Annotated in this window: 15 protein-coding genes and 1 tRNA gene; 10 read left to right on the plus strand and 6 right to left on the minus strand. The window is 63.2% G+C overall.

Annotation, left to right across the window (positions count from 1 at the left end):
• Window positions 1-29: 29 nt before the first annotated feature.
• Complete coding sequence (locus tag ACF8K2_RS17900; protein WP_392466514.1) at window positions 30-371, minus strand: hypothetical protein; 342 nt, start codon at window positions 369-371, stop codon at window positions 30-32.
• Between the two features lie 132 nt (window positions 372-503).
• On the opposite strand from ACF8K2_RS17900, the gene ACF8K2_RS17905 reads away from it, so the two are divergent.
• The 5 genes from ACF8K2_RS17905 (at window position 504) to ACF8K2_RS17925 (ending at window position 4,448) form a co-directional block, all read left to right on the plus strand.
• Window positions 504-1,079: a DUF2796 domain-containing protein gene (locus tag ACF8K2_RS17905; RefSeq protein ID WP_392466517.1), complete on the plus strand. Its 576-nt coding sequence runs from the start codon at window positions 504-506 to the stop codon at window positions 1,077-1,079.
• A complete protein-coding gene (locus tag ACF8K2_RS17910; RefSeq protein ID WP_264236581.1) occupies window positions 1,080-1,790 on the plus strand; it encodes an ATP-binding cassette domain-containing protein in 711 nt (236 codons plus the stop codon).
• Window positions 1,790-3,055 (plus strand): ABC transporter permease, encoded by a 1,266-nt coding sequence (locus ACF8K2_RS17915; RefSeq protein ID WP_392466521.1) that lies wholly within the window; start codon window positions 1,790-1,792, stop codon window positions 3,053-3,055. The genes ACF8K2_RS17910 and ACF8K2_RS17915 overlap by 1 nt, the downstream gene beginning before the upstream one ends.
• A gap of 9 nt (window positions 3,056-3,064) precedes the next feature.
• Window positions 3,065-3,655 carry a DUF3299 domain-containing protein gene (locus ACF8K2_RS17920; protein WP_225915628.1) on the plus strand — a complete coding sequence of 197 codons (591 nt, stop codon included), beginning with the start codon at window positions 3,065-3,067 and terminating at the stop codon, window positions 3,653-3,655.
• Between the two features lie 109 nt (window positions 3,656-3,764).
• On the plus strand, window positions 3,765-4,448 hold the full coding sequence (locus ACF8K2_RS17925; RefSeq protein WP_186557335.1) for an OmpW family protein: 684 nt from the start codon (window positions 3,765-3,767) through the stop codon (window positions 4,446-4,448).
• A gap of 42 nt (window positions 4,449-4,490) precedes the next feature.
• On the opposite strand, the gene ACF8K2_RS17930 is transcribed toward ACF8K2_RS17925, so the two are convergent.
• Window positions 4,491-5,687 carry an MFS transporter gene (locus tag ACF8K2_RS17930; protein ID WP_392466526.1) on the minus strand — a complete coding sequence of 399 codons (1,197 nt, stop codon included), beginning with the start codon at window positions 5,685-5,687 and terminating at the stop codon, window positions 4,491-4,493.
• A 102-nt stretch (window positions 5,688-5,789) separates the two neighbouring features.
• On the opposite strand from ACF8K2_RS17930, the gene ACF8K2_RS17935 reads away from it, so the two are divergent.
• Complete coding sequence (locus ACF8K2_RS17935) at window positions 5,790-6,230, plus strand: helix-turn-helix domain-containing protein (protein ID WP_264236577.1); 441 nt, start codon at window positions 5,790-5,792, stop codon at window positions 6,228-6,230.
• A gap of 30 nt (window positions 6,231-6,260) precedes the next feature.
• Here the strand turns inward: ACF8K2_RS17935 and ACF8K2_RS17940 are convergent, their stop codons facing one another.
• Together ACF8K2_RS17940 and ACF8K2_RS17945 are read right to left on the minus strand one after the other, a co-directional pair.
• Entirely contained in the window at window positions 6,261-7,193 is a 933-nt protein-coding gene (locus tag ACF8K2_RS17940) for an NAD-dependent epimerase/dehydratase family protein (protein ID WP_392466529.1), read from the minus strand.
• Entirely contained in the window at window positions 7,186-8,070 is an 885-nt protein-coding gene (locus ACF8K2_RS17945) for a sugar nucleotide-binding protein (RefSeq protein ID WP_392466531.1), read from the minus strand. Before ACF8K2_RS17945 ends, ACF8K2_RS17940 begins: the two co-directional genes overlap by 8 nt.
• Window positions 8,071-8,368: 298 nt before the next feature.
• Here ACF8K2_RS17945 and ACF8K2_RS17950 point away from each other — a divergent pair, with 298 nt between their 5' ends.
• Both ACF8K2_RS17950 and ACF8K2_RS17955 read left to right on the plus strand, forming a co-directional pair.
• A complete protein-coding gene (locus tag ACF8K2_RS17950; RefSeq protein ID WP_392466534.1) occupies window positions 8,369-9,415 on the plus strand; it encodes a hypothetical protein in 1,047 nt (348 codons plus the stop codon).
• 18 nt (window positions 9,416-9,433) lie between these two features.
• Window positions 9,434-10,273, plus strand: coding sequence for an alpha/beta hydrolase (locus ACF8K2_RS17955; protein ID WP_186557329.1), 840 nt, complete (start codon window positions 9,434-9,436; stop codon window positions 10,271-10,273).
• Window positions 10,274-10,279: 6 nt separating this feature from the next.
• On the opposite strand, the gene ACF8K2_RS17960 is transcribed toward ACF8K2_RS17955, so the two are convergent.
• Window positions 10,280-11,089 carry a helix-turn-helix transcriptional regulator gene (locus tag ACF8K2_RS17960; RefSeq protein ID WP_186557328.1) on the minus strand — a complete coding sequence of 270 codons (810 nt, stop codon included), beginning with the start codon at window positions 11,087-11,089 and terminating at the stop codon, window positions 10,280-10,282.
• Between the two features lie 179 nt (window positions 11,090-11,268).
• Here ACF8K2_RS17960 and ACF8K2_RS17965 point away from each other — a divergent pair, with 179 nt between their 5' ends.
• Entirely contained in the window at window positions 11,269-12,711 is a 1,443-nt protein-coding gene (locus ACF8K2_RS17965; protein ID WP_392466537.1) for an alanine/glycine:cation symporter family protein, read from the plus strand.
• Between the two features lie 71 nt (window positions 12,712-12,782).
• Window positions 12,783-13,772 (plus strand): asparaginase, encoded by a 990-nt coding sequence (locus ACF8K2_RS17970; RefSeq protein ID WP_186557326.1) that lies wholly within the window; start codon window positions 12,783-12,785, stop codon window positions 13,770-13,772.
• A gap of 114 nt (window positions 13,773-13,886) precedes the next feature.
• On the opposite strand, the gene ACF8K2_RS17975 is transcribed toward ACF8K2_RS17970, so the two are convergent.
• Window positions 13,887-13,982 (minus strand) — tRNA-Sec (locus tag ACF8K2_RS17975).
• Window positions 13,983-13,987 lie beyond the last annotated feature (5 nt).

Consider the following 13,987-nt stretch of genomic DNA (forward strand, 5'->3'; position numbering starts at 1 on the left):
GTGGGAGCGGGCTTGCCCCGCGATGCTTTTCATCCAAGCCAGTGATAAACCGGGGCATCCGCCCCGCTTTGCACCTTCACTTCACTGCTATGGCGCAAGCGCACCAGCAGGCGCTTCCCCGCCGCGGTACTACCTGCCAAGCCTTCCAAGCGTTCCAGCAGCTCTGGCCCACTCATCTGTCCAGCCGCGCGCAGCACTTCACGCGCCGCCGCCCACTGGCCATCGTCCTGGCGTGGTGCTGCACTCGTCGTGGAAACTACCGCCTCTGCCACCGGCACCTCCAGCTGACGCCCCAACTGCGCCCACTCCGCAGGTTCCAGCTCGATGCTCAGATCCACCGGCCAGTCACCAATCGTTCCGCGTATTCTCACGACGCCTTCCTTCCAACAGGATCAATGGCGTCCATGCTCCCACGACATGAAACCTTCGCCAAGCGGCTGGCGCGGCCAAGAAAAGTTGTTATAACATTACCAAACCCTTCCCGCACGCTCCCGGAGTCGTCCATGCGCCGCCTGCTCCTCGCCCTGCCCTTCGCCTTGATGCCCCTGGCCGTGGCCCATGCCCACGACGACCATGACCATGATCACGACCATGCCCACGGCAGCCTCGGCGCTCATGAACATGGTGTTGCCAAGCTCAATGCGGTACTCGACGGCAGCACCCTGGAACTGGAACTGGACAGCCCGGCGATGAACCTGGTGGGCTTCGAGCACGCCGCCAGCAGCAACGCCGACAAGGCCAAAGTCGCCGCCGTGCGCCAGCAGCTCGAACAACCCTTGAAGCTGTTCGGCCTGGCCAAGGCCGCCGGTTGCAGCGAAGACGCGCAAGAGCTGGAGAGCCCGCTGTTCGGCGACCAGCCTGCAGCCGATGACGACGGCGACGCCCATGAGCACCAGCACAGCGATATCCATGCTCATTACCAATTGACCTGCGCCACCCCGGACAAGCTCAGCAGCCTCGACCTGACCCCGCTGTTCAAAGCCTTCCCGGCGACGCAGAAAATCAATCTGCAGCTGATCGGCCCCAATGGTCAGAAAGGTGTGGAGGCCACGCCGAGCAAGGCGGTGGTCGCCTTCTAAATGAGTCAGCCGCTGATCGACCTGCAAGATCTGCTGTTCGCCTGGCCGGGCCAGCCGCCACTGCTGGAGATTGCCCAGTTTCGCCTGGAGCGCGGTGAGGCGCTGTTCCTCAAAGGCCCCAGCGGCAGCGGCAAGACCACCCTGCTCGGTTTGCTGGGCGGGGTGAACCTGCCCGGCCAAGGCAGCATTCGCCTGCTTGGCCAGGCCCTCGGTGAACTGAGCCAAGGCGCCCGCGACCGCTTCCGGGTCGATCACACCGGCTACATTTTCCAGCAGTTCAACCTGCTGCCATTCCTCTCGGTGCGCGAGAACGTCGAGTTGCCTTGTCGCTTCTCACGCAGTCGTGCCGAACGCGCCAGCCAGCGCCACGGCAGCGTCGACCAGGCCGCTGCGGTGTTGCTCGCGCACCTGGGGCTGGACGATCCGGCCTTGCTCGCCCGACGTGCCGACACCCTGTCGATCGGGCAGCAACAACGGGTGGCGGCGGCGCGCGCGCTGATCGGCCAGCCTGAACTGGTGATCGCCGACGAACCGACCTCGGCGCTGGACGCCGATACCCGCGAGGCGTTCATCCGGTTGCTGTTCGACGAATGCCGGGCGGCCGGCTCCAGCCTGCTGTTCGTCAGCCATGACCAAAGCCTGGCACCGCTGTTCGACCGTCACCTGTCCCTGGCCGAACTCAATCGCGCCGCCAAGCCCCGGGAGGCCTGATGTACCTGCTCCGCCTTGCCCTGGCCAGCCTGGCCAACCGGCGTTTCACCGCCTTTCTGACCGCTTTCGCGATTGCCCTGTCGGTGTGCCTGCTGCTGGCCGTCGAGCGCGTGCGCACCGAGGCCCGCGCCAGTTTCGCCAGCACCATCAGCGGCACCGACCTGATCGTCGGCGCCCGCTCCGGGTCGGTCAACTTGCTGCTGTACTCGGTGTTTCGCATCGGTAACGCCACCAACAACATCCGTTGGGACAGCTACCAGCATTACGCCAAGGATCCACGGGTGAAGTGGGCCATCCCGATCTCCCTGGGCGACTCTCATCGCGGCTACCGGGTAATGGGCACCACGGGCGATTACTTCAGCCATTACCAATACGGTCGGCGCCAGCACCTGGAACTGAGCCAGGGCCGGGCGTTCGCCGATGATCCCTTCGAGGTGGTGCTCGGCGCCGAAGTGGCGGATGCGCTGCACTACGGGCTTGGCGACAAACTGGTGCTGGCCCACGGCGTGGCGGCGATCAGCCTGGTCAAGCACGATGACAAGCCGTTCACTGTGGTCGGTGTGCTCAAGCGCACCGGCACGCCAGTGGACCGCACCTTGCACATCAGCCTCGGCGGGATGGAGGCCATCCATATCGACTGGCACAACGGCGTGCCCGCACGCGGTGCCGGCAGGATCAGCGCCGAGCAAGCGCGGACCATGGACCTGCAGCCCGCTGCCATTACCGCGTTCATGCTGGGCCTGAACAACAAGATCGCCACCTTCAGTTTGCAGCGCGAGATCAACGAGTTCCGCACTGAGCCGTTGCTGGCGATCCTGCCAGGCGTGGCCTTGCAGGAGTTGTGGAGCCTGATGGGCACGGCCGAGCAGGCCTTGTTCGTGGTGTCGCTGTTCGTCGTGCTGACTGGGTTGATCGGCATGCTCACTGCCATCCTCACCAGCCTCAACGAACGGCGGCGGGAGATGGCCATCTTGCGTTCGGTCGGCGCCCGGCCTTGGCATATCGCCGGCCTGCTGGTGCTCGAAGCCTTGGCCCTGGCGGTGGCCGGTATTGCCGCCGGGCTGGGGCTACTGTACGCCGGGATCGCCCTGGCCCAGGGCTATGTGCAGGCCAACTATGGTTTGTACCTGCCACTGGCCTGGCCCAGCGCACATGAGTGGACGCTGCTGGCTATCATCCTTGGGGCGGCATTGCTGATGGGTAGCGTGCCAGCCTGGCGTGCCTATCGGCAGTCGCTGGCCGATGGTTTGTCGATTCATCTCTGAGTAGTGGCAATGATCCAGAACCTTACACACCTGTTCGCTGCGGTTCGACAGTTCGACAAGCCCGCGCACAGGCGGGCAGCCACACAGCAAATCCTGTTGCTGCTGGTGCTGATAGCGCTGACGCCGCTAGCCTGGGCCGCAGAGCCGCGCGAGCTGGACTGGCCGGCGCTGATCCCGGAAGGCGCCCCGGTCATCCCGCCCCAGCTCACGCCACTGCACGACCTGTCGCAGATCGGCGACGCGCTGGCTGCCGAAGCCGCCCCCGCTGCGCGCCAACAAGCCCCCGCCGCGCCAGTGGTCAAGGCACTCGACAAGCAGCAGGTCAAACTGCCCGGCTACATCGTGCCACTGGAAGTCAGCGAAGAGGGCCGCACCACCGAGTTTCTGCTGGTGCCCTACTACGGCGCGTGCATCCATGTACCGCCACCCCCGTCGAACCAGATCGTGCACATTTTCAGCGAGATGGGCGTACGCGTCGAAGACCTCTATCAGCCCTATTGGATCGAAGGGCGCATGCAGGTCAAAGCCAGCAGCAGCGAGCTGGCCGATGCGGGCTATCAGATGGAAGCCGAGAAAATCTACGCTTATGAGCTGAAATGAGAACTGCTAGCGATTCGTGAAGCCGGTTCTTTGAGCTGGGTCAAACATTAGGTTTAGACGCCTCCGTACCATTGGACTACTCATTTAATAACGTCCTTTGGGAGCTTCCATGAACAAGTCCTTGCTCGGCGCCTCGCTCGTTGCCCTGGCGCTCGTAGCCCCTGTTGCCCACGCCCACCAGGCGGGCGATTTCATCCTGCGTGCCGGCGCCATCACCACCGCACCCAACGAAAATAGCGGCGACCTGAAGTTCGACGGCAACAAGGTCTCGGGCACCAAGGCTACTCTGGACAGCGATACCCAATTGGGCCTGACCTTCGCCTACATGCTCACCGATCACATCGGCCTGGAGCTGCTGGCGGCCACCCCGTTCCAGCACACCGTTGGCGTCAAGGGCCTGGGCGGCGGCCTGGACGGCAAGCTGGCGGACATCAAGCAACTGCCACCGACCCTGTCGCTGCAGTACTTCCCGATGGAGCCAAGCTCGAAGTTCCAGCCGTACGTGGGCGTGGGCATCAACTACACCATGTTCTTCGATGAAGACCTGAGCAGCGAACGTAAACAGCAGGGCTTCAGCAACCTCAAGCTGCAAGACTCGGTGGGCCTGGCCGGCCAGTTGGGCATGGACTACATGATCACCGACAACCTGCTGGTCAACGCCTCGGTCTGGTACGTCGATATCGACACCAAGGCCACCGTCGATGGCCCAACCGCACTGGGCTACAGCAAGACCAAGGTCGACGTGGATGTAGACCCATGGGTCTACATGGTGGGCCTGGGCTACAAGTTCTGATCCATCGCCCTCACATGGCGGCTGCGGCCGCCATGTGTCGTTCTACTCCCCGCGTAGGCGCAGATACAGCCAATAACCCCAAGCCAGTGCACTGAACCCCGCCCCCAGTCCACACACCGCAAGCCAACCCCAGCGGGCATACACCCAACTTGCCGCCACTGCGCCCAGGCCACTGCCTACCGAGTAGCAGCACATGTAGGCGCCGATCAAACGGCTGGCCATCTCTCCCCGCCCAGTCAACAGCAGCGTCTGGTTAGTGACATGCACCGCCTGCACGGCGAAATCCAGCAGCAGCACGCCCAACACCAGCGCCAGCAACGAGTGTTCGAGCAATCCACTGGGGATCCACGCCAGCGTCAACAGCGCCAGGGCCAGCCCCGTGGTGCGCTGACCGTGGCCTTGATCGGCCAAACGTCCAGCGCCCGATGCGGCCAGTGCCCCGGCAATTCCCGCCAGGCCGAACAGACCGATCTGGGTATGGGTCAACGCCAGTGGTGCAGCACTGAGCGGCAATACCATGGCACTCCACATCACGCTGAATGCGGCGAATATCAACAGCGCGAACGCACCGCGCTGACGCAACAGGCGGTCGTGTCGATACATGCGCAGCACCGAAGCCAACAACTGCAAGTAACTCACTGACGCTGTCACCGGCTTGGCGCTAGGCAGCGTTTGCCAGAGCAGGCAGGCCATCAGCACAGTCAACCCGGCAGCGGCGAAATATACGCTGCGCCAACCGGCCAGATCGGCCGTCACACCTGCAACCAGGCGCGCTAGCAAAATCCCCAGCACCACGCCACTGGTGACCGTACCCACGGCCCGTCCCTGCTCGGCGGGGGTGGCCAAGGTCGCGGCATGGGCCACGACCACCTGCACCAGCACCGCCATCAGGCCGAGCATGCTCATGGCTATCAGCAGCAGCGCCCAGTCCATCGCCATGCCAACAGCCAGCAGGGCCAACGCCGAGAGCAGCAACTGCGAAAGAATCAGGCGCTTGCGGTCGAACAGATCGCCCAGCGGAACCACCAGCAGCAGCCCCAGCGCATAACCGGCCTGGGTCGCCCCCACCACCAGTCCGATCCGGGCTGTCGCTACGCCTAGGCTGACAGCCATCGACTCCAGCAATGGTTGAGAGAAATACACCGAGGCCACAGCCAAGGCGCAGGTCGCGGCGAGCAATAGCGTCAGGGAGCGGCTCAGCGGGATTTGGCCGACGGTCGTAGACTGGATCGAAGACATGTGCACTACCTTGCCAATCTGGTTTCAAAATGAAACCACATGCTGGCTTTCTAGCAAACCTGGTTTTAATCTGCAACCAGAACTGAAGAGAAGGCTTGGCTCATGCTCGACCCACAAAATAAACAATGCCCGGTGGCCCGAGCCCTCGAGGTGATTGGTGATCGATGGGCGCTGATGATTCTGCGCGATGCTTTCGACGGCCTGCGGCGCTTCAGTGAGTTTCAGAAAAACCTGGGTCTGGCGAAGAACATCCTCGCCTCACGGTTGAAACTGTTGCTGGAGAGTGGATTGCTGCAGTTGCAACCGGCCTCGGATGGCAGTGCCTACAAGGAATACGTACTGACCGAGAAAGGCCGCTCGGTGTTTCCGATCGTGGTTGGAATGCGCCAGTGGGGGGAGCGGTTTCTGTTCGAGGCGGGGGAAGTGCGATCGCAATTGTTGGACAGCGCTCAGGGGCAGCCGGTAGAGGTGTTACAGGTGCGGGCTAAGGATGGGCGGGCACTTGCGCCTGAGGATTGTCTGAGGCGTACGGTGCGGCATTAGGTTTTGGGGCCGCTCGGCGGCCCTGAAATCTCAGCCTTTACCCAACAACCGCGCCAACCCGACAACGATTGGCGTCGGCTCAGGAAACGCGAACCGCGCCAACAACCGCTGGTTATCCGCCCGCGAATGGCGGATATCACCCGAACGCGCCGCGCCGTAACTGACTTCAGGCAAGCTGCCCACCACCTGCTTGAGCGCCGCCAACAACTGGTTCAGCGAAGTCGCCTGGTTCAGGCCGATGTTCACCGCGCCCTCCTCGACCTGCTCCTGCTCCAGCGCCTGGACCATCACCTGGACCAGATCGCCGACATAGAGAAAATCGCGAGTCTGCTCGCCATCGCCGAACACGGTAATCGGCTTACCTTGAGTGGCACGCTCACTGAAGATGCTGATCACCCCCGAGTAAGGCGAGGATGGATCCTGGCGTGGCCCGAAGATATTGAAGAAGCGAAACACCACCGGCTCCAGGCCATGCTGGCGACGGTAGAAGTCCAGGTATTGCTCGCTGGCCAACTTATCCACAGCGTAGGGCGTCAACGGTGCCTTGGGCGTATCCTCGACAATCGACTGCCCTTCGCCATTGTTGCCATACACCGCCGCGCTGGAGGCGAACAGCACCCGGCGCACGCCATTCAGACGCATCGCTTCGCAGACGTTCAGCGTGCCGATGAAGTTGCTCTGATGAGTTTTTACTGGGTCGTCGACCGAGGCCTGCACCGAAGCCACGGCGGCCAGGTGCACCACTGCACGGCAACCGCTGGCCGCGCGGGCAACCAGTGCAGCGTCGGCCACATCACCTTCGATCAGTTCAAGCTTGGGATGATCCAGGCGTAGGTTGGCGCGCTTGCCAGTGGAGAGATCGTCGACAATGCGCACGGCGTAGCCTTTATCCAGCAATGCATCGCACAAGTGCGAGCCGATGAAGCCGGCACCGCCGGTGATCAGGATGGGAGCATCAGCCATGTCGGTAGAAACGGTCCAGTAGGGGCGGCAAGCCGGCGCGCCAGGCGCGTGGCTTGATACCAAAGGTATGGAGGATTTTCTTGCAGGCCAGCACCGCATTCTGCGGCTCTTCGCTGGCATCCGGGCGGGCCGCGTGGGCCTGCGCGGTCGGCGCCTGCACGGCCAGCTTGTGCCACTGCTGCGCCTCACTGAGGATAGCCTGCCCCAGCGCCAGCGGCGTGGTCGCTTCGTTGCCAGCGTAGTGATAGGTGCCCCACAGCGGCGCATCGCAGTCGAGCTGCTTGATCACCGAGAGGATGACCCGCGCAGCATCGTCCACCGGGGTAGGATTGCCACGGCGATCGTCCGCCAGGAGCAACTCCTGCGGTTGCTCGGCGCGGGTCAGGAAGCGGCCCAAGGCCCCGTCGATGCTCTCGTCCAGCACCCAACCGAAGCGCAGCAGCACATGCTGCGGGCAGGTCGCCCGCACGCTCTGCTCGATGCGCCACAGCGCCTGGCCACGGGTGCCCAGCGGCACCGGCTCGTCTTTTTCGCTGTAGGCGGTGGCCCGCGAGCCATCGAACACGCGATAGCTGGAAGGCTGGACGAGGATCATCTCGTGGTGCTGGCACAGCTCGGCCAGGCGCTCCACCGCGCGTTCTTGCTGGGTAAGCCGCTGTTCGCTGACCGACTCGGCCTGGAACCAGTCGAAGTAATAGGCGAGGTTGATCACCACATCGGGGCGATGTTCATCCAGCAGCAGGGTCAGGCTGGCCGGATCCCAGCCTTTTTCCGGCGGGCGCGGCGCCAGGAATCCGATGTCCTCCTCGGCCCCGAGACGAATCAGCGCTTGCCCGAGGGCATTGCCACCACCCAACAGCATCAGGCGCATACGCATAGGGTCTAAAGGTCCGCTCAGGTCGATAAAAGGAAAGAAAGCATTTTGCGGTTTCCAGCAGGGGAAGTCCAACTTGAGCGCGGTAACTGCGCAATCGCCCCTGCCGACTCAAGCCCCTGGACTTGCCACTTTGCACCGTAGGAAACGCCCTATAGCCCCAGCGGAATGAGCTGACTACCGCGCCAAGCATTTCCAGCGCCCAATAGTTAGTTCTCTCCCTTGACGGTATTTAGGCAGCCTGCCTGATGCTCGACAGGCGGGATTACCGAAAAACAGTAGTAACAAGGAATGTTTGCACATGCAGGATTCGGAATTCGCCTACCTAAGCTTTGAGCCCACGCAAGCCCAGGCCTTGGTCGCAGCCTGCCAAGCCCTCGCTAATCTGGGCGGACCGCAAACCCCCGGCGTGGCCCAGCTCGCCCGCACATGGGCACAGCGCCTGGAACGCCAGCTTCATCCCAGCCAGCGCAACGTACTCAAGCGCTTTGCCCAAGGCAGGCTGGCAGCGTTGATGTACTCGCAGATGCCCTGCCCTTTTAGCGATCCGCTGCCGTCCAGGCTCCCTGAATTATCCACCCTGGAACGCAGCACCCGCTGCCTGTACCTGGCTTCGCGCAACCAACTGTTGCTGGAGATGGTGCGCTATCGGGCGTTTGCCTTCGACAGCGACAATGACGGCAAGCAGGTCAGGCTGATCGGCAACTTCACTGGCCAGGCCAACGTCCCTTCGCGCCATAAGGGCACCGGCCCAGCACCCCGCGCGGCTGCCCACACAGGCGTATCCCTCGACCCGCATACCGACGCGCCCTATCAGTGTTCGGTAGTCGCCTGCCAGGGAAGCTCCCCGGCGCCCTCCGCGCTGATTATTACCGCCCGCTGGAACCCCGCCGATGAACCCACCCACATCATTCCGCTACGCGGCATCATCGAACAGCTAAGCAGCGTGCACACCCTGGCGCTGACATCGGCATCTTTCGAGCTAAAAACCCGCCACCACGGGCAGACGCAGCAGGACGTTGAAGCCAGGGCTGCCACCTCCTTGCTGCAGTTCGACCCAGATGGTGGCTTCGCCATGCGCTACAACGCTAGCCGCTTTAGCCTCAGTAAGTACGCCAGCAAGGCGGCGGCGCAGGCTTTCGAGGCGCTTCAAACGCTGGTCAGCGAAGCCTTGCCAATTCCCTTCGTGCTGCATGCCGATACTGCCCTGTTGGTCAATAACAGCCGCGCACTGCACGGGCGCAACACGCTACAAGACGGCCGCCGTCTGTTAGTACGGCTGTTCGGCTATTCTGCGTTCGCCAAACCGCTGGTAATCAACGAAGATCCGCTGCTGGTACGCGGCTGAAACCTGTAGGAGAGAGGGATGGATCTCACAGCCACCGCTGAACAACGCGCTTGCTGGCAATACGACGAGCCTGCCCCCGGTGCGGAACGGTTCATCGAAGAGGCATTCGACAGCTACCGCCAGCAGGCGCGAATGCTGCTCGCGGATGCCGAACAGGCACCGTCAGTTTTTGTGGTCGGGGGTGCCCGCTCGGACTTCACCCGGCTCAATCCGCTGCTGTACCGCTTGCAGCAGCAGGGTATCGGCTCGCTGACCGGCAATCTGTCCGGCCATAGCCGGGCCAGCGAACCAGGCGCCCTGGCACCTTCGCTGGCCATCAACCTGGCCGAGGCGTTGCGCTTTCATCGGCATATCGCCGAGCAGTGCGACACCTTGATTGGCCACAGCCTGGGCGGGGCGATTGCCCTGAAGATGGCGGCGCAGCTACCCGCGGTGCGCAAACTGGTGCTGATCTGTCCTGCGGTGTATCCGGACGCCGCACACCAGGCGCCCTTCGGCCCGGCGTTCAGCGCCGCGATCCGCCAGCCCTACGCCTTCCTCGATTGCGACAGCTATGGGTTCCTGCGCCAGTTCCAGGGCCGGGTACTGCTGGTGATCGGTGAGTACGATGGGCTCAACTCCAAGGCCTTCGGCCAAGGCCCAGGCACGTCGGCAGGCACCCGCTGGTTGTCTGGGGTGCAGCGCTACAGCCCGATCCCGGAAGAAGTCACCCACGCGCTGGTGCGCTCGGTGCCGGCGCCGCACGTGGAGTGTCTGCTACTGACCGACTGCGACCATGGCATCGCCGCGCATCTGCGCGATGCGCCGCAGGTGGCCGATCAAGTCGCCGAAGTGGTGGCGGCGTTCATCCGCGATTGAGCACGCTCACTCGATCTCGAACAAGCCATTGCTCAACGGCCCGACGCTAAGCCGCTCGCGTACGTCGTCATCGATCCGTGGGTCATCCGGGCGATACAGTTTGACCTGGCGATAGGCGTTGATGCGGTTGATCTCCTCGCCGAGGAACTCCCATACCACCCGGGTACAGGCGGGGTTACGTCGGTCGCCACTGGAAACCCCGGTCTTGAGCCCATTGAGGCGGGTGATGCGGCTCTTGAAGCTGGGGATGAGGATGGTCTGGCTCATCTCGTTGAGGGTCAGCGACTCGTAGTCGATGAGAAACACCCGGTCCTGTAGTTGAAACGCCGCCCCCAGGTAGCGGCAGCGTACTTCGGCGTGCACGTCAGTGGCACTGCTGCGCTCTTGGCGCTCCTGGCGCTCGAACAAGAAGCTGCCGCGCTCTTCACGCAGGTGCACCAGCGAAACCAGGATCGAGCCCGGCACCGACATGCAGTTGGAGTATTCGAAGTAATAGCCGCAGTACCGCGACAGGTTGCCGGCATGCTCATGCAGCGGTTTGAACAGCTCGCTGATCGGGTCGTGCTGGCCGCTGTGCTCCGACGGAATGCGCGCGCCGATCAGCCGGGCGAACTGCTCGGGGGGCAAATTCAGCTCGTAATCCTCAACCCCGAAGAAATCGCCAATGCGCTTGAGGTTGTAAGCCGTCGGACGGCTCTGCCCACTCAGGTACTTGTTGAACTGCGCGCGGTTGATCGACAGCTGCCGGCAAACCTCCGAAATAGAGCGGTAGTGGCTGCAGGCCAATTTGAGGTTGTTAGCGAAATGATCGCTCATGAATCGAGTTCCAGCTGATGCGAGTGATGCAAGTCTAGCATCAAGTCGCATCAAGTCAGAGCAACCCGCGAAATTGTAACCACTCTTGTCATGGCCAACCATGCGCCCCAACGAAAAGCGGTGCGTCGTTGCCGCCCGTGTCTTTCCACGCGAAGAATAAGAATCGAGGTCATTTGCCAATGCTCGAAGCACTTAACGATTTCCTGTCCGGGAAACTGCTCATCGTCCTGATCGTCGGGCTCGGTAGCTACTTCACCATCCGTTCGCGGTTCGTCCAATTCCGCCACTTCGGCCACATGTTCGGTGTGTTCAAGGAATCCCTGCGCGGCCAGGCTGGGCAACTGAGCTCGTTCCAGGCGCTGATGCTGAGCCTCGCCGGTCGCGTTGGCGCCGGTAACATCGCCGGTGTCGGCATCGCAGTGACCCTCGGCGGACCCGGTGCGGTGTTCTGGATGTGGGTGACCGCTCTGGTGGGCATGTCCAGCAGCTTCTTCGAGTGCACCCTGGCCCAGGTCTACAAGCGCGCCGATGGCGATGGCCTGTACCGCGGCGGCCCGGCGTACTACATCCTGCATGGCCTGAAGCGCAAGAACATGGCCATCGTGTTTTCGATCCTGCTGCTGGTCACCTACGGCTTCGCCTTCATCGGCCTGCAGTCGTACACCGTGACCCATTCGCTGCAGAACGCCTTTGCCTTCGATCCGAAACACACCGGTATCGTCCTCGCCGTGCTGCTGGCCCTGACCTTCATCGGCGGCATCAAGCGCATCGCCGCAGTGTCGGACTTGCTGGTACCGATCAAGACCCTGGCCTACATCGGCGTAACCCTGTACGTGATCGGCACCCAGATCGAACACGTGCCGGCCATGCTGGAAACCATCTTCAAGAGCGCCTTCGGCCTTGATCCTGCGTTTGCCGGCCTGCTCGGCAGCGCAATCGTCATGGGCGTGAAGCGTGGCGTATTCGCCAACGAAGCGGGCTTGGGCAGCGCCCCTAACGTGGCGGCCGTCGCTGCCGTGAAGCACCCAGGCGCGCAAGGCGTGGTCCAGGCCTTCAGCGTGTTCCTCGACACCTTCGTGATCTGCACCTGCACCGCACTGCTGATCCTGCTGTCGGGCTTCTACACCCCGGGTTTCGAGGGTGACGGCATCGTCCTGACCCAGAACTCGCTGGCCGCCGTGGTCGGTGACTGGGGCCGCCTGTTCGTCAGCGTCGCGCTGTCGCTGTTCGTCTTCACCTGCATCCTCTACAACTACTACCTGGGTGAGAACAGCCTGCAGTTCCTCAGCCGCAATCGCGTTGTGCTGCTGGGCTTCCGCGGCCTGGTTCTGGCGTTGGTGGTGTGGGGCTCGATGCAGGACTTGTCGACCGTATTCGCCTTCGCCGATATCACCATGACCTGCCTGGCCTTCGTCAACCTGATCGCCCTGGCCCTGCTGTTCAAGATCGGCCTGCGGGTGATGCGCGACTACGACGCCCAGCGCAAGGCCGGGATCAAGCAGCCGGTGTTCGACTCCAGCAAGTTCCCCGATCTGGACCTGGATCGCGCCGCCTGGCCTGTACCCGGCCAGGCTGAAACAACCGCTGACAACGCAGTAGGCCAAGCGCAGACTCAGCACTGATATCCTCCCCTGCCAGCCGCCCCGTTCGCGGGCGGCTGCCCCTGCCCAGCTCACCGCTACGGAATGCTCCCATGCGTGCAGTCAAGAATCTTCTGGTCCTCTACACCGGTGGCACCATCGGCATGCTCGAGACCGCCGAGGGCCTGGCCCCGGCTGGTGGTTTCGAGGCGCGGATGCGTGAGCACCTGGCCCAGCGCAGCGATGCGCCGCAGTTGCAGTGGACCCTGCGTGAAATGAACCCGCTGCTCGACAGCGCCAACATGCAGCAAGCCAACTGGCTGGCGATGCGCGACGCCATCGTCGAAGCGGTGGAGCGCAATGGCCATGACGGCGTGCTGGTGCTGCATGGCACCGACACCCTGGCCTATAGCGCTGCGGCGCTGTCGTTTTTGTTGCTTGGCCTGCCCACGCCGGTGCTACTGACCGGCTCGATGTTGCCCGCAGGCGCCCCCGACAGCGATGCCTGGGACAACCTGATCGGCGCGCTGCGCCTGTTTGAAAGCGGTCTGGAAGAGGGTGTGCAGCTGTACTTCCACGGTCAGCTGCTCCATGGCTGCCGCGCCTCCAAGCTGCGCAGCGAGGCGTTCGATGCGTTTGCCGCCCTGCCCCGTCATCGTGATGGCGAGCGGGCCGAGGCGACTCCGGCGGTGCTGGATTATCGCCAGCCGCGCCAGCCGGTGAAGCTGGCCGTGCTGCCGGTGTTTCCGGGGTTGCAGGCCGAGCATCTGCGTGGGCTGCTCGACAGCGGCGTGCAGGGGCTGGTGCTGGAGTGCTATGGCAGCGGCACTGGGCCTTCGGATGATCAGGCGTTGCTCGATGCGCTGCATGACGCACGTCAGGGCGGAGTGATGATCGTTGCAATCAGCCAGTGTCCGATCGGCTCGGTGGTGTTCGATACCTATGCAGCCGGAAGCCGGCTGCGTGATACCGGCTTGGTCAGCGGTGGCGGCATGACCCGAGAGGCAGCGCTGGGCAAGTTGTTCGGGCTGCTCGGGGCCGGCTTGGATGTGCAGGCGGCGGAGCACTGGTTTGCCCTGGACCTGTGCGGCGAGCGGGCTTGAGCTCGTGAAGTGGTACTAACCTATCGTGGGAGCGGGCTTGCCCCGCGATAGCGCCTTTGCCAACGCCACTGTGGGCCCGGGCAAACCCGCACCAATCTCTGCGGAAAATTGAAATGGCGGAAGGCAGCGGGAGTCGAACCTGCCCGGGAACGGCTGCCGCCCCCAACCGGGTTTGAAGCCCGGCCGCGCCACCGGGCGCGATTGCCTTCCATGAA

It is taken from the genome of Pseudomonas sp. xss_2 (genome assembly GCF_043104195.1).
In the GTDB taxonomy this organism is placed as follows: domain Bacteria; phylum Pseudomonadota; class Gammaproteobacteria; order Pseudomonadales; family Pseudomonadaceae; genus Aquipseudomonas; species Aquipseudomonas urmiensis.

Bases quoted from the DNA above. Each gene is read 5' to 3' on its own strand.
- ACF8K2_RS17905 (WP_392466517.1), top strand. From the start codon at position 504: ATGCGCCGCCTGCTCCTCGCCCTGCCCTTCGCCTTGATGCCCCTGGCC.
- ACF8K2_RS17930 (WP_392466526.1), bottom strand. From the start codon at position 5,687: ATGTCTTCGATCCAGTCTACGACCGTCGGCCAAATCCCGCTGAGCCGC.
- ACF8K2_RS17970 (WP_186557326.1), top strand. From the start codon at position 12,783: ATGCGTGCAGTCAAGAATCTTCTGGTCCTCTACACCGGTGGCACCATC.
- ACF8K2_RS17920 (WP_225915628.1), top strand. From the start codon at position 3,065: ATGATCCAGAACCTTACACACCTGTTCGCTGCGGTTCGACAGTTCGAC.
- ACF8K2_RS17940 (WP_392466529.1), bottom strand. From the start codon at position 7,193: ATGGCTGATGCTCCCATCCTGATCACCGGCGGTGCCGGCTTCATCGGC.
- ACF8K2_RS17925 (WP_186557335.1), top strand. From the start codon at position 3,765: ATGAACAAGTCCTTGCTCGGCGCCTCGCTCGTTGCCCTGGCGCTCGTA.
- ACF8K2_RS17910 (WP_264236581.1), top strand. From the start codon at position 1,080: ATGAGTCAGCCGCTGATCGACCTGCAAGATCTGCTGTTCGCCTGGCCG.
- ACF8K2_RS17960 (WP_186557328.1), bottom strand. From the start codon at position 11,089: ATGAGCGATCATTTCGCTAACAACCTCAAATTGGCCTGCAGCCACTAC.
- ACF8K2_RS17935 (WP_264236577.1), top strand. From the start codon at position 5,790: ATGCTCGACCCACAAAATAAACAATGCCCGGTGGCCCGAGCCCTCGAG.
- ACF8K2_RS17965 (WP_392466537.1), top strand. From the start codon at position 11,269: ATGCTCGAAGCACTTAACGATTTCCTGTCCGGGAAACTGCTCATCGTC.
- ACF8K2_RS17945 (WP_392466531.1), bottom strand. From the start codon at position 8,070: ATGCGTATGCGCCTGATGCTGTTGGGTGGTGGCAATGCCCTCGGGCAA.
- ACF8K2_RS17915 (WP_392466521.1), top strand. From the start codon at position 1,790: ATGTACCTGCTCCGCCTTGCCCTGGCCAGCCTGGCCAACCGGCGTTTC.
- ACF8K2_RS17955 (WP_186557329.1), top strand. From the start codon at position 9,434: ATGGATCTCACAGCCACCGCTGAACAACGCGCTTGCTGGCAATACGAC.
- ACF8K2_RS17950 (WP_392466534.1), top strand. From the start codon at position 8,369: ATGCAGGATTCGGAATTCGCCTACCTAAGCTTTGAGCCCACGCAAGCC.